15 protein-coding genes and 1 pseudogene are annotated in these 15,295 nt (G+C 54.7%); 10 read left to right on the plus strand and 6 right to left on the minus strand.

All coding sequences use genetic code 11. The features are described 5' to 3' along the window. Positions 1-67: 67 nt before the first annotated feature. The 9 genes and pseudogenes from tssI to QAO71_RS02985 all read left to right on the plus strand — a co-directional run bounded on the left by tssI (position 68) and on the right by QAO71_RS02985 (position 11,153). Positions 68-2,152 (plus strand): type VI secretion system tip protein TssI/VgrG, encoded by a 2,085-nt coding sequence (tssI, locus tag QAO71_RS02945; protein ID WP_280165191.1) that lies wholly within the window; start codon positions 68-70, stop codon positions 2,150-2,152. Beyond that, complete coding sequence (locus tag QAO71_RS02950; protein ID WP_280165192.1) at positions 2,137-2,994, plus strand: DUF4123 domain-containing protein; 858 nt, start codon at positions 2,137-2,139, stop codon at positions 2,992-2,994. Before tssI ends, QAO71_RS02950 begins: the two co-directional genes overlap by 16 nt. Position 2,995: 1 nt before the next feature. Next, positions 2,996-5,035 (plus strand): LysM domain-containing protein, encoded by a 2,040-nt coding sequence (locus QAO71_RS02955; protein WP_280165194.1) that lies wholly within the window; start codon positions 2,996-2,998, stop codon positions 5,033-5,035. After that, complete coding sequence (locus QAO71_RS02960) at positions 5,028-5,954, plus strand: SUMF1/EgtB/PvdO family nonheme iron enzyme (RefSeq protein WP_280165196.1); 927 nt, start codon at positions 5,028-5,030, stop codon at positions 5,952-5,954. Before QAO71_RS02955 ends, QAO71_RS02960 begins: the two co-directional genes overlap by 8 nt. A 307-nt stretch (positions 5,955-6,261) precedes the next feature. Further along, the gene (locus tag QAO71_RS02965) at positions 6,262-7,170 is read left to right on the plus strand and encodes an SUMF1/EgtB/PvdO family nonheme iron enzyme (protein WP_280165197.1); all 909 of its coding nucleotides are present in this window, start codon (positions 6,262-6,264) and stop codon (positions 7,168-7,170) included. A 69-nt stretch (positions 7,171-7,239) separates the two neighbouring features. Beyond that, positions 7,240-7,473 (plus strand): annotated as a pseudogene (locus tag QAO71_RS02970) (contractile injection system protein, VgrG/Pvc8 family); the annotation flags it as partial. 416 nt (positions 7,474-7,889) lie between these two features. Beyond that, positions 7,890-8,798, plus strand: a complete 909-nt coding sequence (locus tag QAO71_RS02975; RefSeq protein ID WP_280165198.1) for an SUMF1/EgtB/PvdO family nonheme iron enzyme — start codon at positions 7,890-7,892, stop codon at positions 8,796-8,798. Positions 8,799-9,013: 215 nt separating this feature from the next. Next, positions 9,014-9,937 (plus strand): SUMF1/EgtB/PvdO family nonheme iron enzyme, encoded by a 924-nt coding sequence (locus QAO71_RS02980; protein ID WP_280165199.1) that lies wholly within the window; start codon positions 9,014-9,016, stop codon positions 9,935-9,937. A 307-nt stretch (positions 9,938-10,244) separates the two neighbouring features. Continuing rightward, complete coding sequence (locus tag QAO71_RS02985) at positions 10,245-11,153, plus strand: SUMF1/EgtB/PvdO family nonheme iron enzyme (RefSeq protein WP_280165200.1); 909 nt, start codon at positions 10,245-10,247, stop codon at positions 11,151-11,153. A 205-nt stretch (positions 11,154-11,358) separates the two neighbouring features. On the opposite strand, the gene QAO71_RS02990 is transcribed toward QAO71_RS02985, so the two are convergent. Genes QAO71_RS02990 through folM form a run of 5 tightly spaced genes read right to left on the minus strand, consistent with a single transcriptional unit; the run spans position 11,359 to position 13,870 of the window. Beyond that, positions 11,359-11,844 (minus strand): RDD family protein, encoded by a 486-nt coding sequence (locus QAO71_RS02990; protein WP_280165201.1) that lies wholly within the window; start codon positions 11,842-11,844, stop codon positions 11,359-11,361. A gap of 34 nt (positions 11,845-11,878) precedes the next feature. After that, on the minus strand, positions 11,879-12,214 hold the full coding sequence (locus QAO71_RS02995; protein WP_280165202.1) for a HopJ type III effector protein: 336 nt from the start codon (positions 12,212-12,214) through the stop codon (positions 11,879-11,881). Continuing rightward, positions 12,211-12,585, minus strand: coding sequence for a dihydroneopterin triphosphate 2'-epimerase (gene folX / locus QAO71_RS03000; RefSeq protein WP_036992837.1), 375 nt, complete (start codon positions 12,583-12,585; stop codon positions 12,211-12,213). The genes QAO71_RS02995 and folX overlap by 4 nt, the downstream gene beginning before the upstream one ends. A gap of 1 nt (position 12,586) precedes the next feature. Beyond that, the gene (folE, locus tag QAO71_RS03005; RefSeq protein ID WP_280165203.1) at positions 12,587-13,150 is read right to left on the minus strand and encodes a GTP cyclohydrolase I FolE; all 564 of its coding nucleotides are present in this window, start codon (positions 13,148-13,150) and stop codon (positions 12,587-12,589) included. An 18-nt stretch (positions 13,151-13,168) separates the two neighbouring features. Continuing rightward, entirely contained in the window at positions 13,169-13,870 is a 702-nt protein-coding gene (folM, locus tag QAO71_RS03010) for a dihydromonapterin reductase (RefSeq protein ID WP_280165650.1), read from the minus strand. A 122-nt stretch (positions 13,871-13,992) separates the two neighbouring features. On the opposite strand from folM, the gene QAO71_RS03015 reads away from it, so the two are divergent. Beyond that, positions 13,993-14,448 (plus strand): flavodoxin domain-containing protein, encoded by a 456-nt coding sequence (locus tag QAO71_RS03015; protein WP_280165204.1) that lies wholly within the window; start codon positions 13,993-13,995, stop codon positions 14,446-14,448. A 6-nt stretch (positions 14,449-14,454) separates the two neighbouring features. On the opposite strand, the gene QAO71_RS03020 is transcribed toward QAO71_RS03015, so the two are convergent. Further along, on the minus strand, positions 14,455-15,204 hold the full coding sequence (locus tag QAO71_RS03020; RefSeq protein ID WP_136869047.1) for a Crp/Fnr family transcriptional regulator: 750 nt from the start codon (positions 15,202-15,204) through the stop codon (positions 14,455-14,457). Between the last annotated feature and the right edge of the window lie 91 nt (positions 15,205-15,295).

The raw sequence follows: 15,295 nt of genomic DNA on the forward strand, positions 1-15,295 counted from the left end.
AACGCAACGCGTCACCCGGCATGGTCACGCGCGATGGTTTTCCAGAGTCTCCAAGAAGGAACACAGGATGTTCGCCCCGGCCAATACCGCGCACTTCAGCCTCGCCATTCCGCACCTGGAACACGACTTCAAGGTGCTGGCCTTCCAGGGCACCGAAGCCATCAGCCAGCCTTATTGCTTCGAACTGGACCTGGTCAGTGAGCGACCGGACCTGGATATCGAAGGGTTGCTGCATCAGCCGGCGTTTCTCAGTTACGCCGGGCCGGACCAGGGCGTGCACGGCCTGATCCACAGCGTCGCCCAGGGCGAATCCGGCAAACGCCTGACCCGCTATCGCATCACCCTGGTCCCCCGGCTGGCCTATCTGCAGCACGCCACCAACCAGCGCATCTTCCAGCACCGCACTGTGCCGCAGATCATCACCGAGGTGCTCAAGGGCCACGGCATTTTCACTGATTCGTTCCGCTTCCAATTGCGCGAAGACGGGCCCGAGCGGATCTACTGCACCCAGTACAACGAAACCGACCTGCACTTCATCCAGCGTTTATGTGAAGAAGAAGGCATCCACTACCACTTCCAGCACAGCCCCGAAGGCCACCAGCTGGTGTTCGGCGAAGACCAGACCGTCTTCCCCAAACTGACCCCGACCCGCTTCAACCAGGGCAGCGGCATGGTCGCCGACGAGCCGGTCATCAAACGCTTCAACCTGCGCCTGCAAACCCGCCCCAGCCAGGTCAGTCGCCGCGACTACAACTTTGAGAAGCCGCGCCTGCTGATGGAAAGCAAAGCGCAAAGCGAAGCCCTGCCCGCACTGGAAGACTACGACTACCCCGGCCGCTTCCAAGACCGCACCCGCGGCCAACATCTGGCCACCAGAACCCTCGAAGCCCACCGCAGCGACTACCGTGTGGCGCAAGGCGACAGCGACCAGCCAACCCTGATCAGTGGCCACTTTCTGGCTTTGACCGAACACCCAAGAGCAGACTGGAATGATCTTTGGCTATTAACCGCCGTCAAACATGAAGGCAAACAGCCCCAAGTGTTGGAAGAATCGGTGACCAGCGCCACCAACCCCGGGGATGACTTCACCCAGGGCTACCGCAACACCTTCACCGCCACCCCGTGGGACGTTATCCACCGCCCTCAGATAAGCCACCCCAAACACCCCATCAACGGCACCCAAACCGCCGTCGTCACCGGCCCCGAAACCGAAGAAATCCACTGCGACGAGTACGGCCGCGTCAAAGTCCAATTCCATTGGGACCGCCAAGGCCAGGCCAACGACAAAACCAGCTGCTGGCTTCGCGTCGCCAGCAACTGGGCCGGTGACCGCTACGGCGGCATCGCCATCCCAAGGGTAGGCATGGAAGTGCTGGTCACCTTCCTCGAAGGCGACCCCGATCAACCGCTGATCACCGGCTGCCTGTACCACAAGACCCACCAGGTCCCGTACAGCCTGCCGGAGCACAAGACCCGCAGCGTCTTCAAAACCCTCAGCAGCCCCGGCGGCGACGGCTTCAACGAGCTGCGTATCGAAGACAAGGCCGGTGAAGAACAGATCTTCATCCACGCCCAGCGCGACTGGGACCAGAACATCCAGCACGATCAGCACATCCGCGTTGGCAATGAGCGCCACGACCGTGTCGAAGCCAACAGCTACACCGAGCTGCTGGCCGAAGAACACTGCACCACCCATGCCGACCGCAAAACCGAGATCAAGGCCGACGACCACCTGACCGTCGCCAACAACCAGCACATCAAACTCGGCACTGCACATCTGCTGGCCGCCGGTCGCGAAATACACCTCAAGGCCGGCCAGAAAATGGTTATCGAAGCCGGCATGGAAATCACTCTTAAAGCCGGCGGCAGTTTCATCAAGATCGATCCCAGCGGAGTCACTTTGGTCGGGCCACAGGTGCGGATGAACTCGGGTGGCAGTCCGGCAAATGGCAGCGGCGTTTCGGCGTTGCTTCCGACAATCGCGGGCGCCGCGGATTCAGACGCCGCAGGTCAGATCACTCAATGGCCATTGGCAAATAGTCCGGAGCGGTTAGTAGCGGCTGCGAAAGACAACTTGCTGCTGAGCAGCCAATGTCACCGTCAGCCTGACGGCAACTGTTCGCTGGAGGCGTGCCCATGCCTGAGCAACTGAGCCACCTTCGTTGCGTGCGTTATGGCGAGCTACCTGCGGCTGATGATGGCCTTTATTTGCTACTGGACGGCGCTCTGCTCAATGCTCCCCGACTGGTTTATGAGCACGATAGCAATCCGCAGCTGGAGCAGCTTTATCGCGGTACACGACATGCCTCGGCGTTGGGAGTGAGCCCCTGTCTCGTCAAGCCTTCGATCGACTCACAACTGTGGACAGAAGAGCACCGATGGAATACGTCGGGCATCGTGATTCGATCAGAGCTGCCGATGGCTCAATTGATAGATCACCTCCGTAGCCTTATCAGCGCACGCCTGCCCTCAGGTCAATTGGCCTATTTGCGCTATTACTCGCCTGAGTGGTTGCTGCGCTTGTTGAGTTCATTCACTGCTACGGAAGTCAGCGCATTTGCCGGCCCGGTCAGTGCCTGGGTGGTCTTCAGAGAAAATGAATGGTTTGAACTTGCTCCTGACTGCACCGGCGACTGTCGAAGTGCATCAGAAGAGGGTTGGTTTACTATCCGTTCCGCGCAGCTCGAACAGTGGGAGCAGGAGCAGCGAGAGCAGTTTCTCGAACGCATGGCTGACCACTTTGGCGGCGCCAGTATTGATGAGCAGGAAGGGTTGCAACGGCGTGAGTGGCTTTCTCAATTGATCATGCGGGCAAATGAGTACGGGTTCGATCGGGAACATCTTTGTATCCATTACCTGGAGCTGGCATGGGCTTTTCCCGATCAGATAAGTTCCGTATCGATCATCAGTTCTTTGACGGATCGAACCCAGGCGGGCGCCGCGAGATTGCGACGGGTAGAAGAACAGCTTTTTGGACTCGCCAGGGAGGCATGATATGTCCTACACCGTGAAATCAGGTGATAACCTCAGCCTCATTGCCCGGGCAAACGGCACAACCGTCGCCACATTGATGCGCCTTAACCCAGATGTTCAGGATGCCAATACGATCTATCCGGGACAACAGATTCAATTACCTGCCGGCCAGCCAGGTCGAGAGACGCGTACTGTGGGTCAGGTAGCGGACTGCAGCGACTGTTCTGACGAATATATAGATCTGATTCACCAGGCAGAGGAAGGGGTTTTCATCCCTATTACTGAGCAGGAACAGCAGCAGATCGAACGGGAAGAGGCGTTTTTGGAGCAGATGATTCGTCAGTTCTATGCCGGCCTGGACGGCGCAGAGCAAGACATCGTGGCGCATAAAGCGGCGTTTATGGAGCGACTGATGCGCGAGCGTGTGATTGACGAAAGCAACCCGGCGCAGCCATTTCAGCTGACCGAAATTCGCCGCCTGGCAGGGAATAGGCATTATGCTTATGTGCGCAAGGGCAGCGGCTGGCGCCGTCACAGAAGCTACAGCATCGAATCTCAAGACCGGGCACGACGAGAAGGTTGGTTTGATCATGCTACCGGCAAGGTAGATCCGGGCAAGCTGGGCGAGACAATTAAGAAAGATCTGAAAATCCAGTTCAACGCTCCTATTTATCAGGCGTTCGTTGACTGGTGTCTCCTGGAATGGCAAAGCGATGATGCAAAGTGGACGCCGATCGAAGGTATGCCGCCCATCATCTCCAGAGCGGAAGCGCAAGCCATGCGCTTCGCCATGGGAGCGAGCTTGAGCGCAGGATACGATCCCAAACAACTGACCGCCCACATTGCCGCCAAGGCTACTGCCAGTGCCAGTCTTGTTGAAGGCAAAGCTTATAGCGAAATAGCTTGGCCCGCCGAAGAAGAAAGCGAGTGGACGATCCGTTATCGAGACGAGACCAACCAACTGCAAACAGCCTCTCTGGGCAGATTCCGCGCTCTCGCCCGTATTGAGCTTGCCGGCTTCGCCGGCGCCAGCGCCATCCTCGCCGCCAATGTACATGTCACCGCTGAGAATGGTATTCCTACACTGCGCGGCGTTGGCGGCACCCAAAGAACCGGCAACGAAGCCGCAAATGCCGAAGCAGGTGCCTTCGCTGGGGTTAGAGCGGATGGGAAAGTGGAGGGCACGATTGAATGGATGGACATGCTGGAGGACCGCCCTACATGGACGACGCTTTGCCGCTTGGGAGTGGGGGCTGGCGCTGCGTTGGGGCTAGGGGCGGAAGCTAGAGTGAAATTGAAGTGGAGTGCGGAGACCAAGAGTTTCTATTTTAATTTGCACGCTGGAGTTGTAGTAGGGCCGGGAGCTTCAGGTGAACTTGGGGCAGAGGTGGGGGGCGGTGCATTTCTCAGTATGCTGCATTGTGTCTATAACGGGCTATTGAGGGTGGATTTTCGTAAGCTGGAGGATGTTGATGAATCAGCGTTTGCATATCTTTGCGGGTTCGTTTTGCACGGCATCATGACTGGAACATCCGTTGCCGGAGAGGCAGTGAAGTTTGGAACTGCTGTAGCCACTGAAATTATTGACGATGTTCAAAATATAATGCGGCGACACCGAACAGCGATAGATCGGGAGCGGCTGGCATTTAGAACTGCCGAGAATGTTTTGAAGGATCTAGAAAAAGGTGTTGGTAGCTGGGTGGGTCATGCGCCTCCAGAAGTTAAAGGGATATTGTTAGATGTTTTATGCTATGACTATTGGCTGACGTTAGAGCGAATAGGTGTGGCTGGCTTTTACCGAAGAGAGCGGGCAATACTTAAAATATTGGAAACCTCTCGCTCTTGGCGCGATTATGAGGAAATGATAACCCGGATGAACCCGCTCGGGAGTAAACAAGAGTTTAATGAAAATAGGAAGCGCTTGATCGACCTGATGACCTGGCTCCATTCATTGAAAATCCACCAAATTGAGGCTGAGCTTAGGGGGAAAGAGCCATTGACAGATCGGCCTATGCAACTGGCACGTCACATTACACTAACAGCGGAGCAAACCTATGCCTAATCAGGGGAAAGCCCATTTCTCAGTTCTCATGGTCTGCCTGCTAAGTGCTTGCAGTGATGGAGTTAAGCAAGCCAGCGTTGATGCTACATTGGACGATTTACTTTCCAAAGCAATACGAGACCAAAGGTTTATTGAAGGCGGCACCTTCGAGATGGGTGACTTCGGCGCTACGCAAAACGGTCAATGGTTGCCGTATTTCCCGCCGACAGCTGAAATCAACAAAGCTCATATAGTGCATCTATCGAGTTTTTCTCTTTCCGCTTATGAAACTACTTGGCAAGATTTTGACACTTTCAACTTGATACATGATAGGCCGATTATGATCCGGGGAGGTGGGGAGGAATATGCCAGAGAGCCTTATGTACAAAATTTAGAAGATGAATACCACAGTTCGAAACCAGCTCGGGTAACGTGGCGAGAGGCTAAGGATTATTGTTTATGGCTGGCCGATAAAACAGGTATCGCTTTTGATCTACCCACTTCTGCTCAATGGGAATTTGCTGCGAGAAATCGCGGTAGCAAAGACTGGCTTTACCCAACCCACGATGGAAAAATAGCCCCTGACAGCGATGAAAGAAATGGTAAAGGATGTAACTTCTGGACTGGAAGATGCTCTGTCGGTACGGATCTTCCTCCTAATCCGTTGGGACTATATGATATGGCGGGTAATGCCACCGAATGGGTGAATGATTGGTACTCTGAAACCTATTATCAGGAAAGCGATGGGGCTAGAGACCCTCAAGGGCCGCTAGACGGTACCGAGAAAGTAATTCGCAGTTTGAGGTTGGGCTCTCTCAGTTTTAGCTTCTCACTAACGAGCTATCCCGAGACTCTTTCGGATGGCTCTCTTGGTCTCGCCGGCTTTCGTTGCGCAGTACAGAGTCCAGAACCGGTTGGTTCATTCACCAGTGCACCGTAACGACAATCATATTAGTTTTCTCTGGAGTAGGTGTCGCAGGCTTCTATAGGCGAGAGAGCATGAGGGGTAACAGAATATTTGATTTCGCCAATGAGGTGTCAGGCGATCAGGCAGCGACGCACTTTTTCTCCCGAGCTCAAGCAGGAGGTAGCCAGCCTAGTGCTTGATAAAAGTGTGGCATTCTTCAGGCGCGCTCTTCGCCAAAAAAATCGGTGCGGAGAATGGGATTAAGTATTATTGATAAAGAGACCGACCCCAGATCGGCCCACCCAATTAGCCAGGTGCATCAGGTGCATGGAGACGCACTATGCTTAAGATAATCAAATATAGCTTATTGCCGGTTACCTGCTCCGCCGTATTTGGATGTCAATCAAATCACTCTGCGTCTGATATAGATAGAATGGTTTCTGAACTTACCGAAAAAGCAGTCTTGGATCAGGTGTTCATCGAGGGGGGCACCTTCGTGATGGGAGATTTTGGTGCAGTGCAAAATGGACGTTGGCGACCCTATTTTCCGCCCTCAGCTGACGAAGACGTTGCGCATGCGGTCGAGCTTTCTAGCTTTTATCTTTCTAAGTATGAAGTTTCATGGCGCGAGTGGGACTTGTATAGATTGAGTGTTGGGAAACCAATTTTTTTTCAAGGGCTTGATGGCAAAGAGGAGAGGGCAGCATTTGATCAAGACGCTGATAGTTTGTATTACATAAATAAACCTGCCCGGGTAGAGTGGCAGGAAGCAAAAGACTTCTGTTTATGGGTCGGGCAACTGACGGGACACTCATTCGAGCTTCCTACCTCAGCACAATGGGAGTTCGCAGCGAGAAATCGAGGCAGCAAGGCTTGGCTTTACCCGACCCATGACGGTCAACCCACCCCCAATGACCAGCAAAAACATATGCAGGGCTGTGATGCTTGGACTGGTATTTGCCCAGTTGGGCAGCGTTATCCTCCCAATCCCCTAGGGTTATATGACATGGCAGGCAACGCCAAAGAGTGGGTCGAAGACTGGTTTTCTCCGACATACTATCGTGAAAGCGAAGGGGTTAAAAATCCAACCGGGCCTTCTGAGGGTAAAGAGAAGGTACTTCGGAGTACCGGGCTCGGCTCGCTTGACTTTAGTTTCACTATAACTAAAGCGCCACTGATTCCTCAGGATGGCATCCTAGTGAGAGCTGGGTTTCGCTGTGCGGTTCAAAGTTCAGAGCCCATTCGCTAATGTTCTTCCAGTGCATGCAGGTCCCTAGCATCGAGCTCACCTTCCAGCTGCGCGAGAAGGCCCTGAGCCAAATACAGCGAAACCGACTTGCACCTTATCCAGAGCCTGTGCAAAGAGGAAGAGATTCACTATCACTTCCAGCACAGCCCCAAAGCCATCAGCTGGTTGACCCCGACCCGCTTCAACCAAGGCAGCGGCATGGCCGCCGACGAGCCGGTCATCAAGCGCTTCAATCTGCGCCTGCATACCCGCCCCAGCCACGTCAGCCGCCGCGACTACAACTTTGAAAAGCCGCGCCTGCTACGCAGGGTGCTGCGTTAGGCGTGCTAAGCGCAGTAGCGGGGTACCAAATAAACGAGGTGGAAAATATTCTCGAGAATCTCTACGCGGCTTATGTCTGAGAGCAGACGGAGAATAAGGGATACCTTTCAGCGTCTTGTATGCCGAAAGACGCGGGGTATTTGCACGGTTGGATAGTACTGCCAGTCGAGTGGTTATGTCTCACCTACAAGTTCGGCAATACAATAAATAAAATTCACGTCGGCGTTACGGTAGGTGCACCGGTTCTCATGGTCGCTGGGCTTGTGGGAGCAGTATGCCTTTGCTGAAACAAGGAGCCGATAGTCTTGCCCTAAGTTGGAGTTGTCTCACGCCCCTAACCTCCGCGAAAACTCAGGTAATTGACTGGGTTTCATATTAGCTCTGACAACGGAAATGTTATGCTCAAAATATGGGTGGCTATATTGGCTCTGCTTAATGTGGTCTTGTTAAGTGCTTGCAATAGTGGGGTTAAACAGGTCGAGCTCGAATCTAATCTAGTAGAACTGCTCTCAAGAGCGGAGCGCGACCAGGTGTATATTGAGGAGGGTGACTTTGTTATGGGGGATTTCGGTGCCGTGCAAAGCGGTCAGTGGTTACCGTATTTTCCACCAACCGCCGAGATAGATGAGGCTCATGCAGTAGAGTTGTCTGGCTTCTCTCTATCTGCGTATGAAACTACTTGGAAAGATTATGACACTTATAGCTTGATACATGATAAGCCGATCGTAATTCGAAGCGGGGGAGAGGAATACCCGAGAGAGGCTTATCTGCAAAATCTGGAGCATGATCATGATTTACGGAAGCCGGCACGAGTGACATGGCAAGAGGCCAAGGACTATTGTCTATGGCTTGGGGATAAAACGGGTATTGCTTTCGACCTGCCTACCTCCGCTCAATGGGAGTTCGCAGCTAGAAACCGGGGTAGCAAAGATTGGATATACCCGACTCATGATGGGAAAGCGACCCCCAACGGGGCGCGAAGGGGTGGTGAAGGATGTATTTTCTGGACGGGCGTATGTTCGGTAGGAACGAACCTTCCGCCCAATCCTCTTGGCCTTTATGACATGGCGGGCAATGAGGAGGAGTGGGTTGAAGACTGGTATTCGGAGACGTATTACCGGGAAAGTAATGGAGTAAAGAACCCCACCGGACCGCTAGAAGGTACAAAAAAAGAAGTGCGCAGTCTGGAGGTGGGGTCGCTGAGTTTCAGTTTTTCAAGGCGCGCTATGCCGGCAGTGCTTTCCAATGGCTCCGTTGCACTCGCAGGTTTTCGCTGTGCTGTTCAAAGCCCAGAATCTATTCACTAATCATCACGGGGCATACGACCTGGCCCTGATTGTCGGTGGGTGATACTGTTGCTTCTGTAAGGATATAGTTTCATGTATTGTGTGGAGTTAAGGCATTCTTTAATTCCATGGGTAATGGCTTTATGGTTATATGTCGGCTTTTCAAGTTTGATGGTGTCTTGGATGGCTATGACAGGTCCGGGTGGTTCGGCACAATGGATTTGCTGAGAGGAACTATGCTTAAGGTAATCAAATATAGCTTATTGCCCGTTATCTACTCTGGCATGTTCGGGTGTCAATCAGACTCCGCATCTGATATAGATGGAATGGTTTCCGAACTTACTGAAAAAGCAGTCTTGGATCAGGTGTTCATCGAGGGCGGCACCTTCGAGATGGGTGACTTCGGCGCTACGCAAAACGGTCAATGGTTGCCGTATTTCCCGCCGACAGCTGAAATCAACAAAGCTCATATAGTGCATCTATCGAGTTTTTCTCTTTCCGCTTATGAAACTACTTGGCAAGATTTTGACACTTTCAACTTGATACATGATAGGCCGATTATGATCCGGGGAGGTGGGGAGGAATATGCCAGGGAGCCTTATGTGCAAAATGTAGAAGATGAATACCACAGTTCGAAACCAGCTCGCGTAACGTGGCGAGAGGCTAAGGATTATTGTTTATGGCTGGCCGATAAAACAGGTATCGCTTTTGATCTACCCACTTCTGCCCAATGGGAATTTGCTGCGAGAAATCGCGGTAGCAAAGACTGGCTTTACCCAACCCACGATGGAAAAATAGCCCCTGACAGCGATGAAAGAAATGGTAAAGGATGTAACTTCTGGACTGGAAGATGCTCTGTCGGTACGGATCTTCCTCCTAATCCGCTGGGACTATATGATATGGCGGGTAATGCCACCGAATGGGTGAATGATTGGTACTCTGACACCTATTATCAGGAAAGCGATGGAGCTAAAGATCCTCAAGGGCCTCTAGAAGGTACCGAGAAAGTAATTCGCAGTTTGAGGTTGGGCTCTCTCAGTTTTAGCTTCTCACTAACGAGCTATCCCGAGACTCTTTCGGATGGCTCTCTTGGTCTCGCCGGCTTTCGTTGCGCAGTACAGAGTCCAGAACCGGTTGGTTCATTCACCAGTGCACCGTAACGACAATCATATTAGTTTTCTCTGGAGTAGGTGTCGCAGGCTTCTATAGGCGAGAGAGCATGAGGGGTAACAGAATATTTGATTTCGCCAATGAGGTGTCAGGCGATCAGGCAGCGACGCACTTTTTCTCCCGAGCTCAAGCAGGAGGTAGCCAGCCTAGTGCTTGATAAAAGTGTGGCATTCTTCAGGCGCGCTCTTTGCCAAAAAAATCGGTGCGGAGAATGGGATGAAGTATTATTGATAAAGAGACCGACCCCAGATCGGCCCACCCAATTAGCCAGGTGCATCAGGTGCATGGAGACGCACTATGCTTAAGATAATCAAATATAGCTTATTGCCGGTTACCTGCTCCGCCGTATTTGGATGTCAATCAAATCACTCTGCGTCTGATATAGATAGAATGGTTTCTGAACTTACCGAAAAAGCAGTCTTGGATCAGGTGTTCATCGAGGGGGGCACCTTCGTGATGGGAGATTTTGGTGCAGTGCAAAATGGCCAATGGTTGCCTTATTTCCCTCCAGCTGCGGCTGAAGACATTGCTCATGAGGTTACTGTCTCCAGTTTTTTTCTCTCGAAGTATGAAACTACCTGGGGAGATTTTGACCTTTTCAGTATAGAAACCGGGAGACCCGTTGTCCTGAGGTCAAGAGGTGAAGAAATTAAAAGAGCACCGTTTGAGCAGAACGTCGAGCAATCGTATTATGAAAAAAAACCTGCAAGAGTTTCTTGGCAGGAAGCGAAGGATTACTGCCTGTGGCTAGCAGAGAAAACTAACCTTGCTTTTGATCTTCCGACCTCCGCGCAATGGGAGTTTGCTGCCAGAAACCGTGGCAGTAAGGAATGGCTCTACCCGACACATGACGGGCAGTTATCCGCGGGGTATGAAGCGGCAAATATGGATGGCTGTGTTACGTGGACGCGCGTGTGCCCGGTGGGTCAACAATTTCCAGCCAATCCCCTGGGTTTATACGATATGGCCGGAAATATTGAGGAATGGGTCAATGACTGGTACTCGGATACCTATTATCAGGAAAGTCACGGTGCAAAAGATCCCCTAGGCCCCCCCGAAGGTAAGCTGAAAGAAACGCGTGGACATGGCCTGGGTTCGCTTGATTTCAGCTTTACCAGAGCTCCGACCGCACTGGCTTCTCATGAAGGTTTCCTGACAGAGGCTGGCTTCCGCTGCGCGGTTCAAAGCCCAGAACCTATTCACTGATCATTACGGGTCGTACGATCTGGCCGTGATTATCGGTGGTTGCGCCGGCAGTTGGCCGGAGAGCCCGAGCGGCGCACCATGTTCATCGATCCGAGCTTTGACTGTTATGGCAGTGGTTACGAGACGCAGTACAAGGGCTTGTAACTCGTACTTGGGAAACGGGGTATCAATGGCGCCTGATACTCCGCGAATCCCGGGATAGCCCTTACTTCTTCGGCAACACCACCGTTTGGGTACCGGAGGCGATGTCGTGCCAGGTGCGCGATTGCTTGTCCCATAATGCCCACCAGATGCCCAGGCCGCCGCAGAGCCAGGAGAGTAGTCCGACGGTGACCCGGCTGATCGATTGCCGCCAGGTGATAGAGCGGCCGTCGGGCTGCTGCACACGAACCCGCCAGGCTTGCGCTCCCAGGGTCTGGCCGCGCAGGGTCCAGAACAGGCCGAAGAAACCGTAGATGGCGAGGATCATCAGGGCGGTCAGCAGCGGATCGCGGTCCAGGGCGCCAGCGTCGGACATCACCTGCAGTGCTTCGCTGCCATAAACCATGCGCAGAATGCCCTGCTGGTAGGCCAGGATCAGCACCATGAGTAACGCCAGGATCAGCATCAGGTCATAGAAAGCGCTGGCCAGGCGGCGAAACAGGCCGGGAGCGGGGAAGTCCCCGGTGGGTAACAGTTGCTTGACCGCCATGCGGGCTCCGTCTGTGTCAGTTTGCCGAAATCGTTCAGCGCCGGGTCAGCGGCGGGTGTTCAAAGGCGATGCCGGCCAGGCCATGTTGCATCAGGGCGCGGATATTGGCGTGCTCGGTACCGTCCGGGCTGGCCAGCACGGCCTGGTAATGCTCAGCGAAGCACTGCAGGGCCTGCTCATCATTCAGCCCTTGATCCAGCGCCATGGCGATGACCTTGCAGGAGCCCTGGTTCTGCTCCGCGCTATTGCGTACTGGCCCGTTGCTGAACGCGCTGGGTTGATACTGATAGTGCTGTTCAATGAACGCGAGCGTATCGGCAAAGCAATGTTCGGGGGACCCCAGGCGGGTCTTGAGTTGCTCGGCGGTCATGGGCGTTCGGCGCTCAGAGTGATGGACACGGACTCGGCAAACCGCAGGGCGTGGGGTTTATCCACTTCAACCTCGGCATAGCGCACCTGTGCATGCTGCATGATGATATCCAGCAGCTCCTGGGTCAGCCGTTCCAGCAGGGCAAAGCGGTTGTTTTCCACGTGGCTGATCAGCGCCTTGGTGATGGTGCGGTAGTTCAGGGCGTGATCGATCTCGTTCTCGGCCACTGCGCTGTCGGCCGGGTAGAGGATGCGGGCATTGATCAGTACATCCTGCCGGTTGTTGATTTCCTCTTCCTTGATACCGATGAAGGTCCGCAGGCGCAGGTTCTTGATCCGGATGCGCGCCATGCCGGGCTCCAGACGCTCCATATCAGTTGCTCCGACCGATCAGTTGCAGGAATTCCTGGCGGGTATTGACCGACTCGCGGAAGCTGCCGAGCATGACCGAGGTGAGCATGGAGGAATTCTGTTTTTCGACGCCGCGCATCATCATGCACATATGGCGCGCTTCGATGACCACCGCTACGCCTTTGGCATCGGTCACCGATTGCACGGCCTCGGCCACCTGGCGGGTGAGGCTTTCCTGGATCTGCAGGCGGCGGGCGAACATGTCGACGATGCGCGCGACCTTGGACAACCCCACCACCTTGCCGTTGGGCATGTAGGCGACGTGGGCCTTGCCGATGAAGGGCAGCATGTGGTGTTCGCACAGGGAATACAGTTCGATGTTCTTGACGATAACCATCTCGTCGCTGGAGGACTTGAACAGGGCGCCATTGACGATCTCTTCCAGTGACTGGTCGTAGCCGCGGCAGAGAAACTGCATGGCCTTGGCCGCCCGCAGCGGGGTGCCCTTGAGGCCTTCGCGCTCGGGATCTTCGCCCAGGTTGCTGAGGATGTCGTGATAGTTGCTGGTCAGTTTTTCAAGGCTCATCGGAATTCTCTTGTGGATTCACTTCAGGCTTCTGCCGCCATTCAGGTCGAGGCAGGTACCGGTTACGTAGGGATTGTCCAGCAGATAGCGGACGGCCTGATAGACCACCTCCGGGCCGGGCTCGATGCCCAGCGCAGACTTGGCCAGCGCCTTCTCGCGGTACTCTTCGGAGTCACCCTCATTGAACATGATCAACGCCGGAGCGATGGTATTGACCTTGATCCGTGGCGAGAAGCGGGCGGCAAAGGAACGGCTGAGGCTTTCCAGACCGGCCTTGGTGGCGCTGTAAGCGATGTGGTTGGCACTACCGCGTTGGGCTACATGATCACTGATATGGATGATGTCGCCGGTGACCTCGGGATCGAATAGCTCGGCGCAGGCCAGATTCAAGAGGTAAGGCGCCTGCATATGTACCATGAACATCTGCTGGAATGCCTCGGCGGCTTGATCGTCATTTCGCCATTCCGACGCATTGTGGATCAGGGCACGCAGGCGGATATTTCGCCGGGTCAGGGTATCGATCAACTGCTGGATGCCGACCTCGGTGGAAAAGTCGGCCAACAGTACCTCGATATTCTCCAACGGCTCATCCTGCCACTGCGGCCGTGGCCGGCGGCAGGTGATGATCACCCGGAAACCCTCAGCCGCAAGACGCTGGGCACAATGCAGGCCTACGCGCTGAGCTGCTCCGGTAATCAGAATGGTCTGCTGATCGTTCATGGTGCCGGGGGTCTGGTGGTCGATCGAATGCCGCATCTTAGCATGTTCGCCCCGCTGGGTCCGGCAGCCGGATACCGATTCGGGCATACTATGCGCCCGGTTATTCTTCCAAGGGGACGAAGATGCGTTTGGCAATACTCAGTGGTTCAGTGTTCGGCACGGCCGATTTTCTCGCGGATGAGGCAGCCGAGCGTTGCGCGGCGGCAGGGCTGCAGGTCAGCCGTATCAAGCCGGCCTCGGTCGATGCGCTGCTCGATGCTGGTGCGGATGCCATTCTGGTGTGCTGTTCGACCACTGGCATGGGTGAGTTGCCGGAAACCATCATGCCTTTCTACAGCGAAATGCAGACACGCTTTCCTTTGCTCACCGATATTCCCTTCGGCGTCATTGGCCTGGGTGATTCCTCCTATGGCGATACCTATTGCCAGGGCGGTGAACTGATGCGTGAGCTGCTGTTGGAGTTGCAGGCGCGGGAGGCGTTGCCCATGCTGCAGCTCGATGCCAGCGAGACGGTCACGCCGGAAGTAGACGCCGAGCCGTGGCTGGATGAGCTGATCGGTGTGTTGAAAAGCGCCTGACCTGTTTCAGAGCAGATTGTCGGTGCCGGTAGCCAGGCGGGTCAGTGCCTCTTCATCGAGAATGGTGATCTGGCTGTAATGGATGCGAATCCAGCCCGCTTGTTCGAGCCTCTTCAATAGCTTATTGATGCTCTGTCGCGAGCTGTTGAGCATCAGTCCAAGTACTTCCTGGGACAGCTGGATCGACAGCCGCTCGTTCTCTTGCGCCACGTCGCCATAATACTGCGCATGCATCAGCAGCCGCTTGGCCAGGCGGGCGGGCAGTGGCAGCAAGGCGCTGTCTTCCATCATGTTGAAGGATTGGCGCAGCCGTCGGCACAACAGCCGCATGAAATGCGGATACAGCTCGGGGCGGCGTTCGAGCAATTGTTGAAAACCCGTGCGGGGGATCAGCAGGAGTTCGGTGACACCCATGGCATGGGCATCGTGGGTGCGCGGCAATCCATCGAACAGGGAAATCTCACCGAACCAGTTACCGGGGCTCAGCACCGTCAGCAGCGCTTCGCGTCCATCGGCGCCGGTATTGCTGATGCGCATGGCGCCAGTGCTGATGCCATACAAGCCATCCGGCAGGTCACCGCGGGCGTGCAGCCGCTGGCCATCCTCCAGCCGGCGCAGCCGGGCCATCGATACCATCTCGCTGATGCATTCCGCCGGCAGGTCGCGGAACCAGCGGTTGCGCTGCAACAGCGCCGCATGCCGGTCGCCATCGCCCGGTGACACTGTAAGCTGGTTGACAGTGCTATCTGCTGTCACGTTCTAGACTCTCCTGAAGATGCCTGGCCGATGGATATGCGCAGTATGCCGCAATTGGCTGAAAAGTCCTGCCCCGGCAAATCCCAACATA

Origin of the sequence: Halopseudomonas sp. SMJS2, assembly GCF_029866945.1 — a bacterium.
GTDB classification, from domain to species: domain Bacteria; phylum Pseudomonadota; class Gammaproteobacteria; order Pseudomonadales; family Pseudomonadaceae; genus Halopseudomonas; species Halopseudomonas bauzanensis.